This window comes from Sulfitobacter sp. SK025, from assembly GCF_003352105.1.
GTDB classification, from domain to species: Bacteria; Pseudomonadota; Alphaproteobacteria; order Rhodobacterales; family Rhodobacteraceae; genus Sulfitobacter; species Sulfitobacter pontiacus.
In genome coordinates this window covers 1,733,915-1,754,614 of sequence record NZ_CP025808.1, presented here as the reverse complement: position 1 = coordinate 1,754,614, position 20,700 = coordinate 1,733,915, and the positions used below count along the sequence as shown (strand labels likewise).

Genomic DNA, 20,700 nt, shown 5'->3' with positions numbered 1-20,700 from the left:
TCGCGCCTCCCCGCGCCACGGCGTTACAGCGGCAGCATCGTGGTGGATTTGATCTCTTCCATCGACAGCAGCGCTGTGACGTTGTGCACGCGGACCTCTGAAATCAGCGCCTGATAAAAGGCATCATAGGCGCGGGCGTTCTTGACGCGGACCTTCAGGATATAGTCGATGTCCCCCGCCAGCCGGTGCGCCTCTTGCACTTCGGGACGGTTTTTCAACGCCTTGAGGAACGCCGCCTGCCAGTCGGCCTCGTGGGACGACGTGCGGATCAACACGAAGAAGCACGCCTCGAAGCCAAGCGCCTCTGCATCCAGCACAACCGTATGCTGCCCGATCACCCCGGCCTCGCGCAGTTTACGAATCCGGTTCCACACAGGGGTCTTGGAACTGCCGACCTCGCGCGCGATATCGTCCAATGACTGGCTGGCATCGCGTTGTAACTGCGCTAGAATTTTCCGGTCCACGTCATCGATCCGAACGTCCATTCTGCTTTTCCTTCACTCTGTGGTCTGTTGTTCTGTTTGCGCGACTGAATGGAACGTACGTCCTTATATCCCCAGACACCTAGCGCCTTATCGGAATTATTTCCTATATAGAGCTCAAGCTAAGCGCAAGGACCGAACAACATGGATCATTTCCCAATCTACCTGTCCACCAAGGGCCAGCGCATCGTTTTGTCAGGCGGTGGCGAAGCGGCTTTGGCCAAGCTGCGCCTGTTGCTCAAGACCGAAGCCAAGATCAGCGTCTTCGCCCCGACCCCCGCGCCCGAGATCGCGGCATGGGCCGATGCGGGCCGCCTCACGCTGCACACCCGCGCCCTGCGCCACGGCGATGTGCTGTGTGCGAAACTCTTCTACGCTGCCGATGAAGACGAGACCGAAGACGCCCGCACCGCCGCGATTGCGCGTGCCGAAGGGGCCTTGGTCAATATCGTCGACAATCTGCACGACAGCGCCTTTATCACCCCCGCCATCGTGGACCGTGACCCCATGACCATCGCCATCGGCACCGAAGGCGCCGCCCCTGTGCTGGCCCGCGCGATCAAGGCCGATCTGGAAGAACGCCTGCCCACAACGCTGGGAACACTGGCGCGGATCGGCAAGGGGTTCCGCAAGATGGCCGACGCCCTGCCCTTTGGCCGCCCGCGCCGCGATTTCTGGCGTGACTATTACTTTGCCGCCGGCCCCCGCGCCGTAGCGGATGGCAAGGCCGCCGTCGAAAACGCGCTGAACACGCTGCTGGCCGACCACCAGACCCGCGCCGCGCGTGCCGGTCACATCGCCTTTGTCGGCGGCGGCCCCGGTGACCCCGAACTGCTGACCCTCAAGGCGCGTCGCGCGCTGGACGAGGCCGATGTGGTGATTTACGACCGGCTGATCAGCCCCGAGATCCTCGAACTCGCCCGCCGCGAGGCGCTGATGATCGACGTGGGCAAGGAAGGTTTCGGCCCCTCCACCGCGCAAGAAACCATCAACGATCTGCTCGTCGAACACGCGCAAGCGGGTGCCCAAGTGGTGCGTCTGAAATCCGGCGATGCCACCGTCTTTGGCCGCCTGGACGAAGAGATCGACGCCGTGGACGCCCATGGCATCGGCTGGCACATCGTGCCGGGGATCACCTCTGCCTCTGCCGCCGTCGCAACCATCGGGCAAAGCCTGACGAAACGCGGGCGCAACGCCTCGGTCCGGTTCCTGACCGGCCATGACATGAAAGGGTTCGCCGATCATGACTGGGCCGCTTTGGCCCGCCCGGGCGAGGTCGCCGCGATCTATATGGGCAAGAAATCCGCACGCTTTATCCAAGGTCGCCTGCTGATGCACGGGGCCGATCGCAGCACGCCCGTCACGCTGGTCGAAAACGCCTCGCGCGCGGATCAGCGGATTGTCGAGACCACGCTGGACCGTCTGCCCACCGACCTGGGCGCGGCCAATCTGACCGGCCCCGCCCTGACCTTCTATGGCCTGGCACCCCGTGCCGCCGCCCGCGCCACCACCGAATTGTTTCAAGAGGAGATGGCAGAATGGCCAAGCCCTTCACCCCCAAAGTCGTCACCGCCAATGCCTTGCTGGAAGGCGACGTGATCTACCAGACCGTCACCGGCTGGACCCGCAAACTGGAAGAGGCCGAAGTCCTGACCGACGAGGCCGTCGCCGATGTGCGTCTGATCGATGCGATCCAGCAAGCCGACCTGACCGTCGGGGCCTATCTGGCCGATGTCGACACCAGCACAGACACACCCAAGCCTTCGCATTTCCGCGAAGCATTCCGCGCCAAGGGGCCCAGCAACTACACCCACGGCAAGCAGGAGGTTCAATAATGTACAGCTACACCGAATTTGACGATGCCTTCATCGCCGAACGCAACGCACAGTTCCGCGCGCAGGTCGAACGCCGCATCGACGGCTCCCTGACCGAGGATGAATTCAAGCCCCTGCGCCTGATGAACGGGCTATATCTGCAGCTGCACGCCTATATGCTGCGGGTCGCGATCCCCTATGGCACGCTCAGCAGCCGCCAGATGCACAAGCTGGCCGATATCGCTGCCAAATGGGATAAGGGCTACGGCCATTTTACCACGCGCCAGAACATCCAGTACAACTGGCCCCAGCTGCGTGATGTCCCCGATATGCTTGACGCGCTGGCCGAAGTGAACATGCACGCCATCCAAACGAGCGGTAACACCATCCGCAACGTGACCGCCGACCATTTCGCCGGTGCCGCCGCGGATGAAATCGCCGATCCGCGCCCCGTCGCCGAACTGATCCGGCAGTGGTCCACCGACCACCCCGAATTCCAGTTCCTGCCGCGCAAATTCAAGGTCGCTGTCTCTGGCGCGCCCCATGACCGTGCGGTGATCAAGGCCCATGATATCGGCCTGCAAATCGTCGAGAAAGACGGCGAGATCGGCTATCAGGTGATCGTAGGCGGCGGCCTTGGCCGGACCCCGATGATCGGCAAGGTGCTGTATGACTTCGTCAGCTCCGAAGACCTGCTGCCCACGCTCGAGGCCATTGTCTCGGTCTATAACCTGTTGGGCCGCCGCGATAATAAGTACAAAGCGCGGATCAAGATCACCGTGCATGAGAACGGCATCGACGACATCCGCGCACGTGTGGACGCCCGCTATGCGCTGATCCGTCCGCTGTTCACCGGCGTCGATCAGCAAATGCTGTCGCGGATCGAGGCGGATTTCGCCAGCCCGACGTTCAAGACCGCCCCGACCGACGCCTATACTGCGTCCTATAACAGCGATCCCGTGTTCAAAAGCTGGGCCGACACCAACCTGACCGACCACCGCGATCCGTCCTACGCGATCGTGTCGATCAGCCTCAAGGCCCATGGCAAGACCCCGGGCGACGCCACCGCCGAACAGATGCACCGTATGGCCGAGCTGGCGGCCGAATACGGCCATGACGAACTGCGCATCAGCCACGAGCAGAATGTGATCCTGCCCCATGTGCACCGCGGCGACCTGCCCGCCTTGCACGCGGCGTTGAAAGAGGTCGGCCTTGCCACGGCCAATATCGGCCTGATCAGCGATATCATCGCCTGCCCCGGCATGGACTACTGCGCGCTGGCGACAGCCCGCTCGATCCCGATTGCCCAGGAAATCGCGACCCGCTTTGACGAGCTGAAGCTGGAGCATGACGTCGGTCCGCTCAAGATCAAGATCTCGGGCTGCATCAATGCCTGCGGCCACCACCACGTGGGCCACATCGGGATTCTCGGGCTCGACCGCGCCGGTGTCGAAAACTACCAGATCACTCTGGGCGGTGACGGCACCGAAAACGCCGCCATCGGAGAGCGCGCCGGTCCGGGCTTTTCCGCCGACGACATCATTCCGGCCATAGAACGGCTGGTTCTGGGCTACCTGGATCTGCGGTCTGATGCGTCCGAGACGTTTTTGCAAACGTACCGCCGCCTTGGTCTTGCCCCGTTCAAGGCCGTCCTCTACCCGGAAGCACAAGCCAATGCCGCGTGATCAACTGACACTTCCAAATGGGGAGAAAATCCTCCCCGAAGGGCCGGATCGCGTCGCAGCGCTGACCCGTCAGGTGGAAAAGCTGAACGATGGCCTACGCCATCACAGCGCCACCGACGTGCTGCGTGCCGCGATCGACAATGTGCCCAATCTGGCGCTTGTCTCAAGCTTCGGGGCGGAATCCGTCGCCCTGTTGCACCTTGCCTCTATGGTGAAACGTGATCTGCCGGTGTTGTTCATCGACACAGAGATGCTCTTTGCCGAAACGCTGGTCTATCAGCAAGAGCTGAGCGAACGGTTGGGGCTGCGCAATGTGCAGACGATCCGGGCGCAGGACGTGGCAGAGAAAGACCCCGACGGGACGCTGCATCTGCGCGACCCGGACGCCTGCTGTGCCTTCCGCAAGACCGTGCCCCTGCAGCACGCGCTAGAGGGGTTCGACGGTTGGATCACGGGGCGCAAGCGGTTCCAGTCCGGCACCCGCGCCAGCCTGCCCTTCTTCGAGGTCGAAACCCCCGCCGATGCGCCCGCGCGGATCAAGGTGAACCCGCTGGCCCATTGGCAGGCCTCAGACGTGTCGGATTATATCGACGAAAACCGCCTGCCCCGTCACCCGCTGGTGGCCCAAGGCTACCCCAGCATCGGGTGCGCCCCCTGCACCACCAAGGTGAAACCGGGCGAAGACCCCCGCGCCGGTCGCTGGAGAAACATTGAAAAAGAAGAATGCGGCATCCATTTTGTCGATGGCAAGATGGTCCGCACAGGAGCAAAGACATGACACAGTTGATCAATGATCAGGGGTTTGTGGCGGATGATTTCGCCACGCCCTACGCCCCCTTCGATGCTGCTGAAGGCGTAGAGGCGGGTGCGACCGCCCTTGACGTCCCCTCTGACGTGCAACCGGAAACGATCCCTGTTGATGGTGCGATCTCGATGATCCGCGTGGCCTTCCCCAGTTCGGCCGACGGGCGTGGCTTTACCATCGCGCGCCAACTGCGTCTGCGTGGCTACACCGGGCGGCTGCGCGCACATGGGCATGTGATTGCAGACCAATACGCCATGGCGCGCCGGTCGGGCTTTGACGAGGTCGAGATCCCCGATGATCTGGCCGCGCGTCAACCGCAGGACCAATGGCTGGCCCGCGCAAACTGGCAAGAGCATAATTATCAGGCGCGTCTGCGCGGCTGATCGGGGTTTTCGCCCCAAGATGCTTTCCCTGCCCCCTCCCTTCCCCTAGAGAAAGGCTGCGTGCCGCGATCCGCGCGTAGATGAAATTATGACCGAGCAGAATGTAGTGACCCAAACCGACGCCAAACCCGTACCCACGTTGCCTGACGCGCAGACCGTGACTTCTGTCAAACACTGGACGGACCGGCTGTTTTCCTTCCGCGTGACCCGCCCTGCGTCCTTGCGCTTTCGCTCGGGCGAGTTTGTGATGATCGGCCTGATGGGCGACCCGCACCCTGAGACCGGCAAGCAAAAACCGCTTCTGCGCGCCTATTCCATCGCCTCCCCCTCATGGGACGAAGAGCTGGAATTCTATTCGATCAAGGTGCAGGACGGCCCGCTGACCTCGAAGCTGCAACATATCCAGCCCGGCGACCAGATCATCCTGCGGCCCAAGCCCGTCGGCACGCTGGTGCATGACGCGCTGCTGCCCGGCAAACGTCTGTGGCTTTTCGCCACCGGCACGGGCTTTGCGCCCTTTGCCTCGCTGCTGCGCGAACCGGAGACCTACGAGAAATTCGACCAGATCATCATGACCCACACCACCCGCGATGTGGCCGAGCTGGACTATGGCCGCACGCTGGTCGAGAGCCTTGCCGATGATCCGCTGATCGGCGAGATGATCGGCGACAAGCTGGTCTACTACCCCACCACCACCCGTGAACAAAGCCCCAAGATGGGACGCATCACCAATCTGCTGCAGGACGGAACGGTGTTCAAAGACCTCGGCATCGACGGTATCAGCGCCGACACCGATCGCGGCATGGTCTGTGGGAGCCTTGAATTCAACAAGGACATCAAGGACGTGCTTGAAGGTTTCGGGCTCGAGGAAGGGGCGAACTCCGACCCGAAACACTACGTCGTTGAAAAGGCCTTTGTCGGCTGATCCGACGCAGCGGTGCCCTTGCAAGGGGCACCACAAATAAAACAAAAGCCGCGCTCTCTTTCGAGGCGCGGCTTTTTCATGTCTGGCGGATCGGTTTTGCGTGGGCCGCGCTTAAAGCGCCAGCGCCTCGCGGATCCGTGCGAGGATCGCGCGCAGGGCATCGGGATTTTCACCGGCGGTGACCAGCCCTTGCTTCAGCAGCGCTTTTTGCGTGGCGGGCAGATCAGAAGTGTCGATCATGGTTTGCACCTTCTCCAGATCAAAGCCATCGACGGTGGTCAACTGCTCTGGCGTATTGGCATCGGCGGTGACGTCGGCCTGAACTTCTGTATCGGCTGCAGCCCCCGCATCTGTGCTGGCCCGTGAGTCAATCGCGGCGACGGCGGCGGCTTCTTCCGCTTGAACCGCTGCGGCGTTTGCCTCGGCTTGCGGGTCAGCGGCGGGTGCCGTGCCCGCTTGTGTGGTGCTGGCGGCATCGCTTGCCTCTGAAACGCTGGCAGCCATGGCATCGGCCTCTGCGCTGGTGGAAACTTCCGCGTTGCCTTCTGCGGTATCATTCGCCGCTTGCGTTGCATCCTCGGCGATCTGCTTGCCCGCGTTCATGGCATCCTCGCCCGCCTCTGCCGCGGCGTCGGCCACATCCTCGGCCGCTTCCGACAGCGCGTCGGCTGCGGTATTCGCGGCCTCTGTGGTGGCTTCTACCGCCTCGGTCACTGCTCCCTCTGTCGCCTCGACAGCGTCGCCCACAGCTTCGGTCGCACTTTCCAGCGCGGCGGGAGCATTGACGGCATCCGACGCATCGGTCGCAATCTCCTGGACCGAACGGCCTGAATACAACATGTACGCGCCAAGCGCGATCACCCCTGCGATGACAATCCAGATGAGGTTTTTCATGATGCTGTGGTTCCTTTGAACTTTGTTAATCCCCTGCTGCACATACTATATGCCAACACATGGCGTCAAATGCGCGATACGCTGCTTCCCCTTGGGTAAATCCCCCAAAAATACGCGGTTTTACCCTGTATATGCGCCATTTTGCGACTTGAAGAAGACCATGAGCAGGTTTACCTTCCGTGCTCGACATCAGTACAACAATCAAAGGACGACCATCATCGCTCGCAGACCGCATAACGCGCCGCCGCAAAGAGACACCGGCCCGCGCATCAACGAAAACATCCGCGCCAACGAAATCCGCCTGATCGGTGCGGATGGGGAAAACGTCGGCGTCGTGACACCGGATCGCGCCATGGAAATGGCTGTTGATGCCGGACTTGATCTGGTCGAGATTTCGCCCAATGCCAACCCGCCCGTGTGCAAGATCATGGACTTTGGCAAATTCAAGTATGAGACGCAAAAGCGTGAAGCCGAAGCGCGCAAGAAGCAAAAGATCATCGAGATCAAAGAGGTCAAGTTCCGCCCGAACACCGATACCAATGACTATGACGTCAAGATGCGTAACGTGTTCAAGTTCCTCGACAATGGGGACAAGGTAAAGATCACGCTGCGGTTCCGCGGCCGTGAGATGGCCCACCAGAACCTTGGCCGCGAGCTGCTTGAACGTGTTGCCGAAGACACCAAAGAAGTTGGCCGCGTTGAAAACTTCCCGAAGATGGAAGGCCGCCAGATGGTCATGCTCATCGGGCCGCTGCCAAGCAAATAATTCCGGGTCTTACAGCCCCGAGACGCAAAAAGCCCCCGCAGTTTCCTGCGGGGGCTTTTCTATGTCATGAAGGTCGCGGTTACTGACGCAGCAGACCTGTGATGTTGCGCACAACCGCACGACGGTTGGCGGGTTCGGCGGTCTCGGTCGGTACTTTCAACGCGCTTTCACCGTAGCCTTGGGTGATCAGGTTGGCTGGCGGCACGTCAAAATACTCGGTCAGGGCCAATGCAACGGTCTCGGCACGACGGTCAGACAGCGCAAGGTTGTAGCCCGCATTGCCAACCGCATCGGTGTGCCCTTCCACAAGGATCACAGTGCGTGGATCATCCTTGATGGCATTGCTGATCGCGGTCCCGATCTTGGACAGCGCACGGGCCTGTTCAGGCTGGATTGCAGCCGACCCTGTGGCAAAGCGCACAGCGTCCAGCTCGATCTCTGGTGCTAGGGCACGGACCTGACGGACATCACGCACCTGACGCAGCGAATACCGCTGGGCCTGATCGCCACGCAACTGTGTTTGCAACGCAGCACGCAGCGCTTCCTCGTTTTGCTGGCTGGCCAGCGTATTGGCCTGCGGACGGACCTGAGGCAGCTCGTTCACCACGATACGTTCTTCGACTTGGGTGTCATCGAACAGCACATATTCATTGCCCTGTGGATCGACGTTGATCCGGCGCAATACGGTGCCGTCCCGACCCAGAATGGTCACGATCTTGCTGCCGTTAGGCTTGATCACAGTGGTGCGCGAAGAACCGTCGTTGAACGTCTCGCGGCGGACTTCGTCACCGGCCTGACGCACAAGCGCATCATCGTCTTTCAAAACGCGCAGATCCCCATTCGGATCTTCAACAACCAGACGGTCACCCGAGTTGCTCACGACCTTCGAGCCGTTATTCAGGATCGACCCGACAGCCACTGCGCCGATGCCGACAAGCAGGGCTTTCTCGAACTTGCTCAGCCCGTCGTCGTCATCCTTTTTGGCTTCGGTTTTTGCTTCGGCAGAGGTGTCACCGGTGACGGCCGTCGAAAATTCTTCGCTCGAGGCGCGCGTGTCTTCTTCGGTGATTTCTTCTACCACAACGTCGGCCTTGGCTTCACCGCTGTCAGCAGCGGCGGCGGCTTCGGCAGCAGCGGCTGCATCAGCGGCGCGCTGTTCCTGACGGGCTTCTTCCGCAGCCTGTTCGGCAGCCAGATCAGCGGCGATCTGCTCTTCCGTTTGCTGCTGGGTTTCGGCCTCTGCCTGCGTTTCAGTGTCGGAAGAGCTGTCTGCCGGCACATCGGTCTGGGCTTGGGTTTCTTCGGTCGTTTCAGCCTCTGCCGGCTCGGCCTGAGCTTGCGCCTCTGCTTCTACGCCAGCATCGCTTTCAGCGGCAGGGGCATCTGCCTGTGTCTCGGCAGACTGCGCTTCAGGGCTTTCCGAGGTTTCGGCAGCCGCAGTGGCGTCTTGCTCTGCCTCTGCCTCGGCTGCAGCCTTGGCTTCAGCGTCTGCGGCGATCTGTGCAGCGACCGCATCCTCACGCTCTGCTTCGGCCTGCGCTTCGGCGGCAGCAGCTTGCTCGGCCTCGGCGGCTTGTGCGTCTGCAGCGGCCTGAGCTTCGGCGGCCTCTTGTTCAGCGGCCTGCGCGGCGGCGGCGGCTTCTGCATCGGCTGCAGCTTGCGCCTCAGCAGCTTCTGCTTCAGCTGCGGCGGCAGCGGCCTCTGCGTCGGCGGCGGCTTGCTCTTCCGCGGCGGCTTGGGCTTGCGCGGTGGCAGCGGCTTCGGCCTCGGCGGCGGCGGCAGCCTGCTCTTCCGCGGCGTCTACGGTTTCAGCGGCGGCTTCTGCATTGGGCGCGGCTTGCGCTTCGGTTTGGGCTTCCGCCTCAAGACCAAGGGCCTGCGCCAGATCACCGTCGGCACGCAAAGTCATCATCTGATCCGCATCCGCCACGACACTGCCGTCAGGCAGCACACATGGGAACACGGTTTGCTCCCCTTCGGCCACGCAGCTTTCTGTTGTCTGGGCAAAACCACCTGTGGGCAAGGCCAGCGCCAAACACATGGTCAAAGAGGTCGTCGATTTCAAAAGTTTATACATTCCTAATCCTCACGGGGTTATGGACGCCGTTCGGGCAGCGTTACGGCACAACACCGGTGCTGCAAAATCGTTCCCAACCCTGCGCAAGTGATAATCATCCAGACAGCAAAAAACCGCCCCAGGGTTTCCCAAAGGGCGGTTTTCATTAAAGTATCGAGTGGCTTAGGCCAGCGCGGCAACTGCCCGTTTTGTCATCACAGCAACCAGATGCGCACGGTAGTCACCACTGCCGTGCAGATCGCTGATCATGCCGTCACCGGGCAGGCTCAACCCCGACAGGGCATCCACGGCAAAACTCCCGCTCAGCGCGGCTTCTGCATCGCTCCACCGGAAGACGCCATCCTCCGACGCCCCCGTCACCGCGACCCGCACACCGTCCGCGAATTTTGCCACAAACACGGCCACCAGCGGGAAGCGCGAGGCAGGTTGGATGAATTTCTCGTAATGCGCCTTCTCGGGGATCGGGAAACGCACTTCGGTGATGATCTCGCCCTCGTCCAGCGCGGTGGCGAACATCCCCTCAAAGAAATCATCCGCCGCGATCTCGCGCGCGTTGGTCACAATCGTCGCACCGCTGGCAAGCACCCCTGCCGGATAACAGGCCGAGGGGTCGTTATTCGCGACCGATCCGCCGATGGTGCCACGGTTGCGCACGGCCGGATCTCCGATCCGCGCGGCCAGACTTGCCAACCCGGGGTAATGCGCCTCTGCCTCTTTGGCGACGGTCGCATGTACGGTGCCCCCACCGATACACAGACGACCGTCATCGCCCATACGCACACCGCGCATGTCCTCGATCCCGCTCAGCGACACCAGAACCGACGGCATCGCCAAGCGCGCCTTCAGTGTGGGGATCAGCGTTTGCCCGCCACTTAGCGGTTGCGCCTCGTCCTGACCCAATGCCGAGACCGCCTCGGCCACTGTCGCGGGTTTCACTACATCAAAATCATACATCTTGCGTCCTTCCAGTCAGAGAGCGGGCCGCGGCCCCAAACGCCTCTCTTCATTTTGCCAATAAACTCCGGGGGCGCGGGGGCTGGCCCCCGCTTTCCCTTATTTTCTGCGCCAGAGGCACATAGGGGGCTGAACCCTGCACCTGCCCCAACCGTCTTATCCGTTCATCGCCGCCCAAACCCGCGCCGGTGTGACAGGCATGTCGATATGCCCGACATCCTTACCGCCCGATCGCATGGCGTCCAACACCGCATTCACCACCGCAGGCGGCGACCCAATGGCCCCTGCCTCACCGCAGCCTTTCACGCCCAAGGGGTTGTGCGTGCAGGGCGTCTGGCACGAATGGTCAACGGTATAGAACGGCAGATCGCTGGCCCGTGGCATCGCGTAATCCATGTAGGACGCGCTGAGCAACTGACCGTCGCTGTCATAGGCGCAATTCTCCATCAGCGCTTGCCCGATGCCCTGTGCAATCCCGCCGTGGACCTGACCGCTCACGATCATCGGGTTGACGATATTGCCAAAGTCATCCGCCGCCGCAAAACGGTCAATGGTGACATGGCCGGTTTCGGGGTCCAACTCGACCTCGCAGGCATAGGCACCGGACGGATAGGTAAAGTTCGACGGATCGTAGAAAGCCGTCTCTTCCAGACCCGGTTCGATATCCTCAAGCGGATAGTTGTGCGGCACATAGGCAGCCAGGGTCACATCCCCCCAAGCAACGGATTTATCCGTTCCTGCCACGGTAAAGGCCCCGTCTTTCAGCTCGATATCCCCTTCCGAGGCTTCCAGCAGGTGCGACGCGATCTTGGTCGCCTTGGCGATGATCTTTTCTGTTGCGCGGACCATGGCCGACCCGCCAACCGCGAGGGAGCGTGACCCGTAGGTGCCCATCCCCATCGGGGTGTTGGCCGTGTCGCCATGCACGATCTCGACCATCTCTTCGGGGATACCGATCATCTCGGCGATCACCTGCGGGAAGGCGGTTTCATGCCCCTGCCCGTGGCTGTGACTGCCGGTCATCACGACCAGACCGCCCGTGGCATTGACCCGCACGGTGGCGGATTCATACAGACCCGCCCGCGCGCCAAGCTGCCCCACAAGGTTCGAGGGCGCGATGCCGCACGCCTCGATATAGCAGTTCACGCCGAACCCACGCAGCTTGCCCTTGGCCTCGCTTTCCTTGCGGCGCGCGTCGAAACCGGCGAAATCGGCGATCTCTTCAAGCTTGTCCATCGTGGCCACATAATCGCCCGTGTCATATTCCACCGCGACCGGCGTGGCATAGGGGAATTCGGTGATGAAATTCTGCCGCCGCAGCGCAATCGGGTCGACCCCAAGCTCATGGGCGCATTTATCCACCAGCCGTTCCAGCTGATAGGTTGCCTCCGGCCGGCCCGCGCCGCGATAGGCATCGACGGGCACGGTATTGGTAAACACGGCCTTTACGTTCACATAGATCAGCGGCGTCTTGTAGTTGCCCGCCATCAAGGTGCCGTGCAGCCATGTGGGCACCGACGGCGCGAAGGTCGACAGATAAGCCCCCATATTCGCGTAAGTGTCCGTGCGCAGCGCGGTAAAGTTATTCTCTGCGTCCAGCGCCATCTGGATCTTGGTCACATGGTCGCGCCCGTGGGCGTCGGACATAAAGGCCTCGGACCGGCTGGAGGTCCATTTCACCGGACGGTTACAGGCTTTGGCGGCAAAGGTGCAGAACGCCTCTTCCTGATAGTGGAAAATCTTGGTGCCGAAACCGCCGCCCACATCGGGGGCCACGACGCGCAGCTTGTGTTCGGGGATGCCCAGAACAAAGGCCCCCATCAGCAGGCGGATCACATGGGGGTTCTGGCTGGTGGTGTAAAGCGTATGATCGCCTGTCCCGCGTGCATAGTCGCCGACGGCGACGCGCGGCTCCATCGGATTGGCGACCAGACGGTTGTTGACCAGTTCCAGCGTCGTGACATGGGCCGCGTCGTCAAAGGCCTTGTCCACGGCTGCCTTATTCTCTTCGACAAAGCCCCAATCGTAGCAGAGGTTCGAGGTCAGATCGTCATGAACCTTGGGCGCGCCTTCCTGCACGGCCTGCTTCATATCGACGACGGCGGGCAGATCGGTGATATCGACGACGATCGCCTCTGCCGCATCGCGGGCCTGCGACAGGGTTTCCGCCACGACAGCCGCAATCGGTTCGCCCACATGTCGGACCTTGCCTTCGGCCAGCACGGGGTGACGCGGCTCTTGCATGGGCTCGCCATGCTTATCCGTGACCTGCCAGCCGCAGGGGATCGACCCGACCTCGGCGAAATCGGCACCGGTAAAGATCTTCACGACCCCCGGCATCCCCTCTGCCGCGGAGGTATCGACCGAATTCAGCACCCCATGGGCGATATCCGAGCGCAGAAAGAACACATGCGCCTGTCCGTGCAGGTTGATATCGTCGGTATAATTCCCCTCACCGGTTAAAAACCGGATATCCTCGCGCCGCTTGCTGCTGGCACCAATTCCGCCGTCCTTTGGCATGGTCAATTCCTCCCTATGGGGCACGGATCGGGTCCGTACCGTCGTATGTGGCTCTTGCGTTTGGCTTTATTCTTATGTCGTCAATCTATGGGTTGCTGCGGTTCCCCGTTTGCGTGGGAAAGCGCGGTTTTCAGGATGGGTGCGCCGTGTCCTCCCGCCCCTGCATCAACAGGGCCGCACGTCGCACGGTGGTTATTCGGCAGCCAGCGCGCTGACGTCCTGACCGGATGCGGCCATGATCGCCTTGACGATGTTATGGTAACCGGTGCAGCGGCAGATATTGCCGTCCAGATAGTGCCGGACCTCTGCCTCGGTCGGCTTAGGGTTGTCTTTCAGCAGCGCCGAGGCGGACATGATCATGCCCGGTGTACAAAAGCCGCATTGCAGCCCGTGGTGGTCCTGAAACGCCTGTTGGATCACTGTCAGCGATCCATCGGGGTTGGCCATGGATTCGATCGTCTTGACCTCGGCCCCGTCCGCTTCGACCGCGAGCATGGTGCAGGCCTTGACCGCCTCTCCGTTGACATGAACCACGCAGGCCCCGCACTGGCTGGTGTCGCAGCCGATATGCGTGCCGGTCAGGCTCAGGTTTTCGCGCAGGAATGACGCCAGCAACGTGCGCCCTTCGACGGCACCGGATGCAGGTTTGCCGTTCACGGTCATTTTGACCTCGGTCATGATGTTCCTCCCGTTTTATGTCATGTGTTGGGTCGAGTTAAGCACGCCAAAGCGGCGTTGAGAACAGAAATTTTTCGCAGGGGTTGAACTTCGCGGGTGCGGCGCGGCGACGGGCCTTGCGTCAGGGTCGGTCAACCGCGTCTTGGTTGCGGACGGGTGGCGATCTCTTTCAGCAAGCCGCCCACCCCCATGCGGGCGATATCGCGCGGGGATACCTCTATGCCGCAGATCACCCGCGACAGCACCCAATCCGCCCCATTCAACGCAGGAGAGCGCGCGCAGCCCGGCAGGCCGATCACCGGCGTATCGCCCATCTGCCCCAGAAACAGCAGATTACCCGGGTCAACCGGCATGCCAAAGTGCGAGACCTCTCCGCCCGCGGCGCGCAGGGCCTGCGGGGCCACGTCATCAATGTCAGAGGTGGCAGAGCCGGTGAGGATCAGCGTCAGCGCCGTATCCGCCACGGCAATGGCATCGCGCAGGGCGGTGACCTCATGCGGGACCATGACGACTTTTTTCAGATCCACATCCAGCGCAGAAAGCCGGTCTGCGATGGCCTTTTTCCCCTTGTCGCCCGCGCCGCCGTCAATCTCTGTGATGATCAGCGTCGCGTCCTTGATTTGCGGCGGCACCAGCCGGATCGCGCCGCGTCCGGCATCACAGGCGGCGGTAAGATCGCTTTGCGCAACGGCGTAAGAGATAATCTTGATCGTCGCCACCATGCCCCCCGCGGCCATCTGCTGGAACGGCGGGACCGTGGCCAGCGTGATCATCGGGTGCACGGCGTTCAACGCTTCAAGCGCGCTCACATCCAGCTGCGCCACCCCCGGCCCATCGGCCAGCAGGTTCACGCGACCGGTAAAGGCGCGAGACATTGTCAGATGGGGATGCGCCGCCAGCACGGCCTGCGCCACCTGTGCCGCGGCGGTGTTTTCATCCACATCCCCTGACGCGAGCTGCGCCACGATGATGCTATCGATGCCCTCTGCCCGAAGCTCGGCCAGATGGGCGGGCTCTAGCCGTAACCCCTTGCGCAAACGGCCCGAGGGCAGTGCGATGGAATGGGCCAGCACGGCACCCTCGGCCTGCGCCGTGTCGATGGGGCCGAACTTCACGGTTTTCTCAGGGCTTGGATCATCTGCGACAGGATTGACACCGCGATCTCGGGCGGGCTGGCGGCCCCGATGTCCAGCCCGACAGGGCCCTTGATGCGCGCGATGTCGGCGGCGGTAAAGCCCGCCTCTTCCAGCCGTGCCACGCGGGAGGCATGGGTGCGTTTCGATCCGAGCGCCCCGACATAGAAGGCGTCGGACCGGAGTGCGATATGCAGCGCGGGGTCGTCCAGTTTGGGGTCATGGGTCAGCAGCACAACGGCACTGCGGGTATCAACGCCGACGGTGTTCATCGCCGCGTCCGGCCAGTCGTTGATCACCTGTGCATCGGGAAAACGCGCTTGCGAGCCAAAGGCCTCGCGCGGATCGATGACCACGGCGTCAAAGCCCGCGACCTGCGCCATGGGCACCAAGGCTTGCGCGATGTGGACCGCCCCGACGATAACCAGCCGCAGCGGCGGGTTGTGGATCGCGACAAATGTATCGCCATCCTCTTCAACGCCGGAACGGTCCATGCGAAAGCGGTCAGCATAGCCGCCCGTGACCAAGCGCCCCACCCCGCCCGACAGCGGCACCTGATAAGCCACGGGCTGGCGCGCGGCGCGGGCGCGGACGAGGTCGCCCAGAACGTCAAACGGCATCGCCTTTTCACCCACAGGTTCGACCAACACGCGAATCTTTCCGCCGCAGGCCAGCCCCACGGCAAAGGCGTCGCCATCACTGACGCCATATTCCAGCAAACGCGGCGTGCCGTCCTCGATCGCCTCAAGCGCCTCGACCACCACGGCCCCCTCGACACAACCGCCCGAGACAGAGCCCTGCATCTCGCCATCCGCGGCGATGGCCAGCTGCGCACCCACCCGTCGCGGGGCAGAGCCCCATGTCTCCACCACCGTGGCCAGCGCGGCCCCTCGACCCGCTTGTGCCCAAGCATAGGCGCGTTCCGGTGCGTTCTCGAAAATCTCCATGGCGGGTGGTCTCCTTACCTTGTCGCGGCGGCGACTGTTCATATGTAGGGCGTCCCATGCCCCCGCTCAATCAGATAACGGGGAGATAACTTGCACGCCGCCCTGCACACTACTACATCTTGGGCAATGACATGCCAGACGGAGCGCCCCACACATGCCCATGCAAGCCCGCGAAATCGAAGACCTGCTGCGCGAGACCTTTCCAAACGCCAAGATCACCGTCGAAGGCAATGACGGCGTGCATATGGCCGCGATGATCATCGACGAAAGTTTCCGTGGCCAGAACCGTGTGCAACAGCAACGTGCCGTCTATGCCGCGCTCAAGGGCCGGATGGATGGATCGAACGGCGATTTGCACGCGCTGGCGCTGACAACCAAAGCACCGGATTGATCCGGTGGACCCGATCCTGGTCCTGATCCTCAGCGTTTTGGTGCTGATCGTGGCGGTTCTGCGCGGCCTACAGGCGCTGAAACACACACGCGACACCGAACGCGGATCAAAGCCGGGCAAGGGCTATCACGAAATTGACGCGACCTATCATTCGGGTGGCGGCGGCGGCGGACATCAGACCAACTACCGCATCCCCCGCGACCCTCAAGAATACGCGAAACGCTTTATACCAAAGGACAAATCGAAATGACCGACGCAAAGACGCAAATTCAGGAAACCATCACCGCCAACCACGTTGTGCTGTTCATGAAGGGCAACAAGACGATGCCGCAGTGCGGGTTCTCGTCCCGTGTGGCGGGCGTGTTGAACTATATGAATGTCGACTACACCGACGTGAACGTATTGGCCGACGAAGAGCTGCGTCAGGGGATCAAGGATTTCTCTGACTGGCCCACCATCCCGCAGCTTTACGTCAAAGGCGAATTCGTCGGCGGCTGTGACATCATCACCGAAATGATGCTGTCGGGCGAGCTGGACACGCTGCTGGAAGACAACGGCGTCGCCTTCGACAAAGAAGCCGCTGACAAGATCCGCGAAGCCAACGGCTAACGATCGGCTGATAAGAAACGGGTGCGCCTTGGATCAAGGGGCACCCGAACCGCGCCACGCACACCGGCGCACGCCCTGCATAGATCGTGTTACTGTGCCTGACACGCCGCGTAGAGCGTGACATCCTCACCCGCCGCCGCATCATGCCAGAATAGCGTCGCGCCGTCCCCCTTGGTCCACCAGACATAGCCAGAACCGTCCGAGGGCCATGCATAGCGCGCCCCTGATGCCGCGCGGGTCCGGACCAGCGTGACCATGCGGTTTTCCACATAAAGCACAGCCGTCGCCTCCCCCTGTTCGGGGGTGGTATAGGAAGCCGGCACCTCGACCCCGCGCTCGCAGATATAGGTGGTGGTGACCGGCATGGCCTGCGCCAAAGCGCCGCCCCCTACCCCGAGCCACCACGCGGCCGCGGCCCCGAATGCGATTGCGCGCGGCGGGGTCACTGGGCCCCGTCTTGGGCCTTGTCTCGGACCCCGTCTTGAGCCTTGTCTTCGATCTCGCTCGCCAAGGCTTCGGCGCGGGCGGCCATTTCGGCAAGGCTGTCGGTGACGCTTTGCGGGATGACAGGCACCTCGATCCGCTCGGGCTCCACCACGACATTGCGCAGGCTTGCAAGCTCTGCGTCACGCTCTGCCAGTTCGGCGCGGGCTTCCTTGATCTTATCCTCGACGCTGGCGGTTTTATCGGCAAGCAGCAGGCCCGCCATCAACAACATCCGCGCTTCGGGCATCCGGCCCACCTGATCCGACAACACCTGCGCTTCATCGTCGAGCATCTTGGCTGCGGCGTGCAGGTAGTCTTCCTCGCCCTCCTGGCAGGAAACTTCGAATTGGCGACCGCCGATAGAGATGGAAACTTCGGGCATCAGGCAGACTCCTCGGCAGTGGGAACAAGCGGGGTAAGAACAGAGAGGATCGCGTCCGCCTCTGCCACATCGGCGCGCCGGGCGGCATGCAGCGCGTCAAGCTCTGCCTGCAAGGCGGCATTGATCAGATCGGCGTCCCCCACCCCTTCGGCATTGGCTTCGCGCAGCGCAGCGCAGGCATCGGCCAGCTGCGCATTGGCGCGGCGCACCCGCTGGATTTCCAGATCAAGCTTTTCGGTCTGGGCCTGTGCCGCGGCCGCACTGTTGTTGCGCGCCTGTGCTGTGGCCAGTTCAGCCCGCAGATGCGCGGTTTCATCCTCTAGCCGCTTTTTCAGGGCAGTGACCTGTTCAGAAAGCTCTGCGTTGACAGCGCGTTCCTGCGCCAGTTCTTCCGAAAGATCGGGGACCTCCGCCTTGGCGACGGCCAGTTTGTCAGCTCCGCGCGATGCCCTTTCAAGCGCCGCCAGAATACGGCCTTGCAAGTGTTCTATGTCGCTCATCGCAGGGTTCCTCGTAAAACGTCGTATGTCAGTCGTAAAATGCAGTTTGCCAACCATCGAATCGCTGGTCAACGTGGTTTCGGCTGATCCTACCGAAACCAAAGGCGGAATACTGCCCCTTTAAGAACAATGCCTTGGCCCGGCGGAAAAGCTCTGCTGCGCGGGGTGTCCTCTGGGCCTTGATCTTTGCGGGGTGGCTGGTATTGATCCGCGCAATCCCTTTTCCCCCTTATAAGGAAGCTTGCACCGTGGATCTGAACGCCCTCGCCAAAGCCCATCCCGCCCATTGGTCCAAAGCGACCGCCATTCGCGCCCTGACGCTGGACGCTGTCGCCGCCGCCAATTCCGGCCACTCGGGCATGCCGATGGGCATGGCGGATGTCGCCACTGTCTTGTTTGAAAAGCACCTGAAGTTCGACGCGTCCAACCCGCTGTGGCCTGACCGCGACCGGTTTATCCTGTCGGCCGGCCACGGGTCCATGCTGATCTATTCGCTGCTGCACCTGACCGGCTACGAGCAATTCCCCCTCGAAGAGATCAAGAACTTCCGCCAGATGGGCGCACGCACCGCGGGCCACCCTGAAAACTTCCTGGCCGATGCGATTGAAACCACCACCGGCCCGCTGGGTCAGGGGATCGCGAATTCGGTCGGGTTTGCAATGGCCGAGGAAATCCAGCGCGCGCAATACGGCAAAAAGATCGTCGACCACTTCACCTATGTGATCGCGGGCGACGGCTGCCTGATGGAAGGTATCAGCCACGAGGCGATTGCCCTTGCGGGCCGCCACAAGCTGAGCAAGCTGATCGTGATGTGGGACAACAACGACATCACCATCGACGGGCCGGTATCGCTTTCCGACAAAGTGGATCAGGTCGCGCGTTTCAAAGCTGCTGACTGGCACGTCATTGAAATCGACGGCCACAACCCCGATGAAATCGACGCCGCCTTGACCGAGGCGCGCAAATCCCATCTTCCCACGATGATCGCTTGCAAAACGCATATCGCGCTTGGTCACGCCGCGCAGGATACGTCCAAAGGTCACGGCGCGCTGACCGATGCGGACCAGATGGCCGCCGCCAAAGCCGCCTATGGCTGGACAACCGGCCCGTTCGAAGTCCCCGCCGACGTGAAATCCGCCTGGGAAGAGATCGGCAAACGCGGCGCAGACGACCGCCGCGCCTGGGAAGAGCGTTTCGACGCCATGTCGCGCACAAAGCGTGAAGAGTTCAACCGCGCGCTGGCCGGTGACGCCCCCAAGAAGCTGAGCGCGACGATCAAGGCGTTCAAAAAGCAGACGTCGGAAAACGCGCCGAAACTGGCCACCCGCGCCAGCAGCGAAAAGACGCTTGAGGTGTTGAACCCGCTCTATAGCGAAACCGTGGGCGGCTCGGCTGACCTGACCGGTTCGAATAACACAAAGACCGCTGATCTGGGCGTGTTTGATGTGGACAACCGTGGTGGGCGCTACGTCTACTGGGGGATCCGTGAACACGGCATGGCCGCCGCGATGAACGGCATGGCGCTGCACGGCGGTATCCGCCCCTACGGCGGCACGTTCATGTGTTTCACCGACTACGCCCGCCCCGCCATGCGCCTTGCCGCGCTGATGCAGGTGCCAAGCGTGTTTGTAATGACCCACGACAGCATCGGTCTGGGCGAAGACGGCCCGACGCACCAACCCGTCGAGCATCTGGCGATCAGCCGCGCGACACCCAACACCTATGTGTTCCGCCCCGCTGACACGGTTGAAACCGCAGAGGCCTGGGAAATCGCGCTGAGCAGCAAAAAGACGCCGTCGGTGCTGTCGCTGACCCGTCAGGGCCTGCCCACCGTGCGCCTTGAGCACAAGAACAAGAACCTCACCGAACAGGGTGCCTATGTTCTTGCGGACGCCGAAGGCAAACGTCAGGTTATCCTGATCGCCACCGGCTCTGAAGTCGAGATCGCGCTGAAAGCCCGTGACCTGCTGCAAGCCGAAGGCATCGGCACCCGCGTCGTGTCCATGCCCTGCATGGAGCTCTTCGCCGCCCAAGACGAAGCCTACCGCCGCCGCGTCCTCCCCGCCGGCCCCGTCCGCGTCGGCGTCGAAGCCGCCGTACGCCAAGGCTGGGATCGCTGGCTCACCGGCGAGCGTGGCAAGTGGAACAAGGCCGATTTCGTCGGCATGGACCGCTTCGGTGCCTCCGCCCCCGCGGAAGAGCTGTTCGAAAAGTTCGACATCACCCCGCAGAACGTCGCCGACAAGGCCAAAGCGCTGCTGTGATCTGA

General features: G+C 62.2%; 22 protein-coding genes. 11 read left to right on the top strand and 11 right to left on the bottom strand.

The features are described 5' to 3' along the window. Positions 1-23 precede the first annotated feature (23 nt). On the bottom strand, positions 24-485 hold the full coding sequence (locus tag C1J04_RS08540; RefSeq protein WP_005853026.1) for an Lrp/AsnC family transcriptional regulator: 462 nt from the start codon (positions 483-485) through the stop codon (positions 24-26). 141 nt (positions 486-626) lie between these two features. On the opposite strand from C1J04_RS08540, the gene cysG reads away from it, so the two are divergent. The 6 genes from cysG (at position 627) to C1J04_RS08510 (ending at position 6,094) form a co-directional block, all read left to right on the top strand. Continuing rightward, entirely contained in the window at positions 627-2,081 is a 1,455-nt protein-coding gene (cysG, locus tag C1J04_RS08535) for a siroheme synthase CysG (protein ID WP_009826796.1), read from the top strand. Continuing rightward, positions 2,021-2,317 carry a DUF2849 domain-containing protein gene (locus tag C1J04_RS08530; protein WP_009826795.1) on the top strand — a complete coding sequence of 99 codons (297 nt, stop codon included), beginning with the start codon at positions 2,021-2,023 and terminating at the stop codon, positions 2,315-2,317. Before cysG ends, C1J04_RS08530 begins: the two co-directional genes overlap by 61 nt. Further along, positions 2,317-3,981 carry a nitrite/sulfite reductase gene (locus C1J04_RS08525; protein WP_009826794.1) on the top strand — a complete coding sequence of 555 codons (1,665 nt, stop codon included), beginning with the start codon at positions 2,317-2,319 and terminating at the stop codon, positions 3,979-3,981. Before C1J04_RS08530 ends, C1J04_RS08525 begins: the two co-directional genes overlap by 1 nt. Further along, positions 3,971-4,759, top strand: coding sequence for a phosphoadenylyl-sulfate reductase (locus C1J04_RS08520; RefSeq protein ID WP_005853020.1), 789 nt, complete (start codon positions 3,971-3,973; stop codon positions 4,757-4,759). The genes C1J04_RS08525 and C1J04_RS08520 overlap by 11 nt, the downstream gene beginning before the upstream one ends. Further along, complete coding sequence (locus C1J04_RS08515) at positions 4,756-5,169, top strand: DUF934 domain-containing protein (RefSeq protein ID WP_005853018.1); 414 nt, start codon at positions 4,756-4,758, stop codon at positions 5,167-5,169. The genes C1J04_RS08520 and C1J04_RS08515 overlap by 4 nt, the downstream gene beginning before the upstream one ends. 88 nt (positions 5,170-5,257) lie before the next feature. Then, positions 5,258-6,094, top strand: coding sequence for a ferredoxin--NADP reductase (locus C1J04_RS08510; RefSeq protein WP_005853016.1), 837 nt, complete (start codon positions 5,258-5,260; stop codon positions 6,092-6,094). A 111-nt stretch (positions 6,095-6,205) separates the two neighbouring features. On the opposite strand, the gene C1J04_RS08505 is transcribed toward C1J04_RS08510, so the two are convergent. Continuing rightward, a complete protein-coding gene (locus C1J04_RS08505; protein WP_009826793.1) occupies positions 6,206-6,988 on the bottom strand; it encodes a hypothetical protein in 783 nt (260 codons plus the stop codon). A 160-nt stretch (positions 6,989-7,148) separates the two neighbouring features. On the opposite strand from C1J04_RS08505, the gene infC reads away from it, so the two are divergent. Next, on the top strand, positions 7,149-7,754 hold the full coding sequence (infC, locus tag C1J04_RS08500; RefSeq protein ID WP_005853012.1) for a translation initiation factor IF-3: 606 nt from the start codon (positions 7,149-7,151) through the stop codon (positions 7,752-7,754). A gap of 79 nt (positions 7,755-7,833) precedes the next feature. On the opposite strand, the gene C1J04_RS08495 is transcribed toward infC, so the two are convergent. From C1J04_RS08495 to C1J04_RS08470, 6 genes are all read right to left on the bottom strand, one after another. Then, positions 7,834-9,831 carry an OmpA family protein gene (locus tag C1J04_RS08495; protein ID WP_009826792.1) on the bottom strand — a complete coding sequence of 666 codons (1,998 nt, stop codon included), beginning with the start codon at positions 9,829-9,831 and terminating at the stop codon, positions 7,834-7,836. A gap of 162 nt (positions 9,832-9,993) precedes the next feature. Continuing rightward, positions 9,994-10,785 (bottom strand): FAD binding domain-containing protein, encoded by a 792-nt coding sequence (locus C1J04_RS08490; RefSeq protein ID WP_009826791.1) that lies wholly within the window; start codon positions 10,783-10,785, stop codon positions 9,994-9,996. Between the two features lie 156 nt (positions 10,786-10,941). Then, on the bottom strand, positions 10,942-13,305 hold the full coding sequence (locus C1J04_RS08485; protein ID WP_114865329.1) for a xanthine dehydrogenase family protein molybdopterin-binding subunit: 2,364 nt from the start codon (positions 13,303-13,305) through the stop codon (positions 10,942-10,944). Positions 13,306-13,497: 192 nt separating this feature from the next. Next, positions 13,498-13,983, bottom strand: a complete 486-nt coding sequence (locus C1J04_RS08480; protein ID WP_005853005.1) for a (2Fe-2S)-binding protein — start codon at positions 13,981-13,983, stop codon at positions 13,498-13,500. A gap of 131 nt (positions 13,984-14,114) precedes the next feature. Further along, positions 14,115-15,098 (bottom strand): molybdopterin-binding protein, encoded by a 984-nt coding sequence (locus tag C1J04_RS08475; RefSeq protein WP_009826789.1) that lies wholly within the window; start codon positions 15,096-15,098, stop codon positions 14,115-14,117. Beyond that, entirely contained in the window at positions 15,095-16,063 is a 969-nt protein-coding gene (locus tag C1J04_RS08470) for an XdhC family protein (protein ID WP_009826788.1), read from the bottom strand. Before C1J04_RS08470 ends, C1J04_RS08475 begins: the two co-directional genes overlap by 4 nt. 154 nt (positions 16,064-16,217) lie before the next feature. Here C1J04_RS08470 and C1J04_RS08465 point away from each other — a divergent pair, with 154 nt between their 5' ends. The 3 genes from C1J04_RS08465 to grxD are packed head-to-tail and all read left to right on the top strand — an operon-like array spanning position 16,218 to position 17,063. Further along, complete coding sequence (locus C1J04_RS08465) at positions 16,218-16,454, top strand: BolA/IbaG family iron-sulfur metabolism protein (protein WP_005853000.1); 237 nt, start codon at positions 16,218-16,220, stop codon at positions 16,452-16,454. Positions 16,455-16,458: 4 nt separating this feature from the next. Beyond that, positions 16,459-16,704 (top strand): hypothetical protein, encoded by a 246-nt coding sequence (locus C1J04_RS08460; protein ID WP_009826787.1) that lies wholly within the window; start codon positions 16,459-16,461, stop codon positions 16,702-16,704. Then, the gene (gene grxD / locus C1J04_RS08455; RefSeq protein ID WP_009826786.1) at positions 16,701-17,063 is read left to right on the top strand and encodes a Grx4 family monothiol glutaredoxin; all 363 of its coding nucleotides are present in this window, start codon (positions 16,701-16,703) and stop codon (positions 17,061-17,063) included. Before C1J04_RS08460 ends, grxD begins: the two co-directional genes overlap by 4 nt. 89 nt (positions 17,064-17,152) lie before the next feature. On the opposite strand, the gene C1J04_RS08450 is transcribed toward grxD, so the two are convergent. The 3 genes from C1J04_RS08450 to C1J04_RS08440 are packed head-to-tail and all read right to left on the bottom strand — an operon-like array spanning position 17,153 to position 18,431. Further along, entirely contained in the window at positions 17,153-17,509 is a 357-nt protein-coding gene (locus C1J04_RS08450) for an MliC family protein (RefSeq protein WP_037954373.1), read from the bottom strand. Then, positions 17,506-17,931, bottom strand: coding sequence for a cell division protein ZapA (locus C1J04_RS08445; RefSeq protein WP_009826784.1), 426 nt, complete (start codon positions 17,929-17,931; stop codon positions 17,506-17,508). Before C1J04_RS08445 ends, C1J04_RS08450 begins: the two co-directional genes overlap by 4 nt. Continuing rightward, on the bottom strand, positions 17,931-18,431 hold the full coding sequence (locus tag C1J04_RS08440; RefSeq protein WP_009826783.1) for a hypothetical protein: 501 nt from the start codon (positions 18,429-18,431) through the stop codon (positions 17,931-17,933). Before C1J04_RS08440 ends, C1J04_RS08445 begins: the two co-directional genes overlap by 1 nt. 248 nt (positions 18,432-18,679) lie before the next feature. Between C1J04_RS08440 and tkt the strand changes: the two genes are divergently transcribed. Further along, positions 18,680-20,695 (top strand): transketolase, encoded by a 2,016-nt coding sequence (gene tkt / locus C1J04_RS08435; protein ID WP_037954689.1) that lies wholly within the window; start codon positions 18,680-18,682, stop codon positions 20,693-20,695. Positions 20,696-20,700: the final 5 nt, after the last annotated feature.

What these genes read in the sequence shown, in the direction of transcription:
- C1J04_RS08540 (WP_005853026.1), bottom strand. Translation starts at nt 485, where the DNA reads ATGGACGTTCGGATCGATGACGTGGACCGGAAAATTCTAGCGCAGTTA.
- C1J04_RS08495 (WP_009826792.1), bottom strand. Translation starts at nt 9,831, where the DNA reads ATGTATAAACTTTTGAAATCGACGACCTCTTTGACCATGTGTTTGGCG.
- C1J04_RS08440 (WP_009826783.1), bottom strand. Translation starts at nt 18,431, where the DNA reads ATGAGCGACATAGAACACTTGCAAGGCCGTATTCTGGCGGCGCTTGAA.
- C1J04_RS08445 (WP_009826784.1), bottom strand. Translation starts at nt 17,931, where the DNA reads ATGCCCGAAGTTTCCATCTCTATCGGCGGTCGCCAATTCGAAGTTTCC.
- C1J04_RS08485 (WP_114865329.1), bottom strand. Translation starts at nt 13,305, where the DNA reads ATGCCAAAGGACGGCGGAATTGGTGCCAGCAGCAAGCGGCGCGAGGAT.
- cysG (WP_009826796.1), top strand. Translation starts at nt 627, where the DNA reads ATGGATCATTTCCCAATCTACCTGTCCACCAAGGGCCAGCGCATCGTT.
- C1J04_RS08520 (WP_005853020.1), top strand. Translation starts at nt 3,971, where the DNA reads ATGCCGCGTGATCAACTGACACTTCCAAATGGGGAGAAAATCCTCCCC.
- C1J04_RS08490 (WP_009826791.1), bottom strand. Translation starts at nt 10,785, where the DNA reads ATGTATGATTTTGATGTAGTGAAACCCGCGACAGTGGCCGAGGCGGTC.
- infC (WP_005853012.1), top strand. Translation starts at nt 7,149, where the DNA reads ATGAGCAGGTTTACCTTCCGTGCTCGACATCAGTACAACAATCAAAGG.
- C1J04_RS08525 (WP_009826794.1), top strand. Translation starts at nt 2,317, where the DNA reads ATGTACAGCTACACCGAATTTGACGATGCCTTCATCGCCGAACGCAAC.
- C1J04_RS08480 (WP_005853005.1), bottom strand. Translation starts at nt 13,983, where the DNA reads ATGACCGAGGTCAAAATGACCGTGAACGGCAAACCTGCATCCGGTGCC.
- C1J04_RS08530 (WP_009826795.1), top strand. Translation starts at nt 2,021, where the DNA reads ATGGCCAAGCCCTTCACCCCCAAAGTCGTCACCGCCAATGCCTTGCTG.
- C1J04_RS08465 (WP_005853000.1), top strand. Translation starts at nt 16,218, where the DNA reads ATGCCCATGCAAGCCCGCGAAATCGAAGACCTGCTGCGCGAGACCTTT.
- C1J04_RS08470 (WP_009826788.1), bottom strand. Translation starts at nt 16,063, where the DNA reads ATGGAGATTTTCGAGAACGCACCGGAACGCGCCTATGCTTGGGCACAA.
- C1J04_RS08505 (WP_009826793.1), bottom strand. Translation starts at nt 6,988, where the DNA reads ATGAAAAACCTCATCTGGATTGTCATCGCAGGGGTGATCGCGCTTGGC.
- grxD (WP_009826786.1), top strand. Translation starts at nt 16,701, where the DNA reads ATGACCGACGCAAAGACGCAAATTCAGGAAACCATCACCGCCAACCAC.
- C1J04_RS08515 (WP_005853018.1), top strand. Translation starts at nt 4,756, where the DNA reads ATGACACAGTTGATCAATGATCAGGGGTTTGTGGCGGATGATTTCGCC.
- C1J04_RS08510 (WP_005853016.1), top strand. Translation starts at nt 5,258, where the DNA reads ATGACCGAGCAGAATGTAGTGACCCAAACCGACGCCAAACCCGTACCC.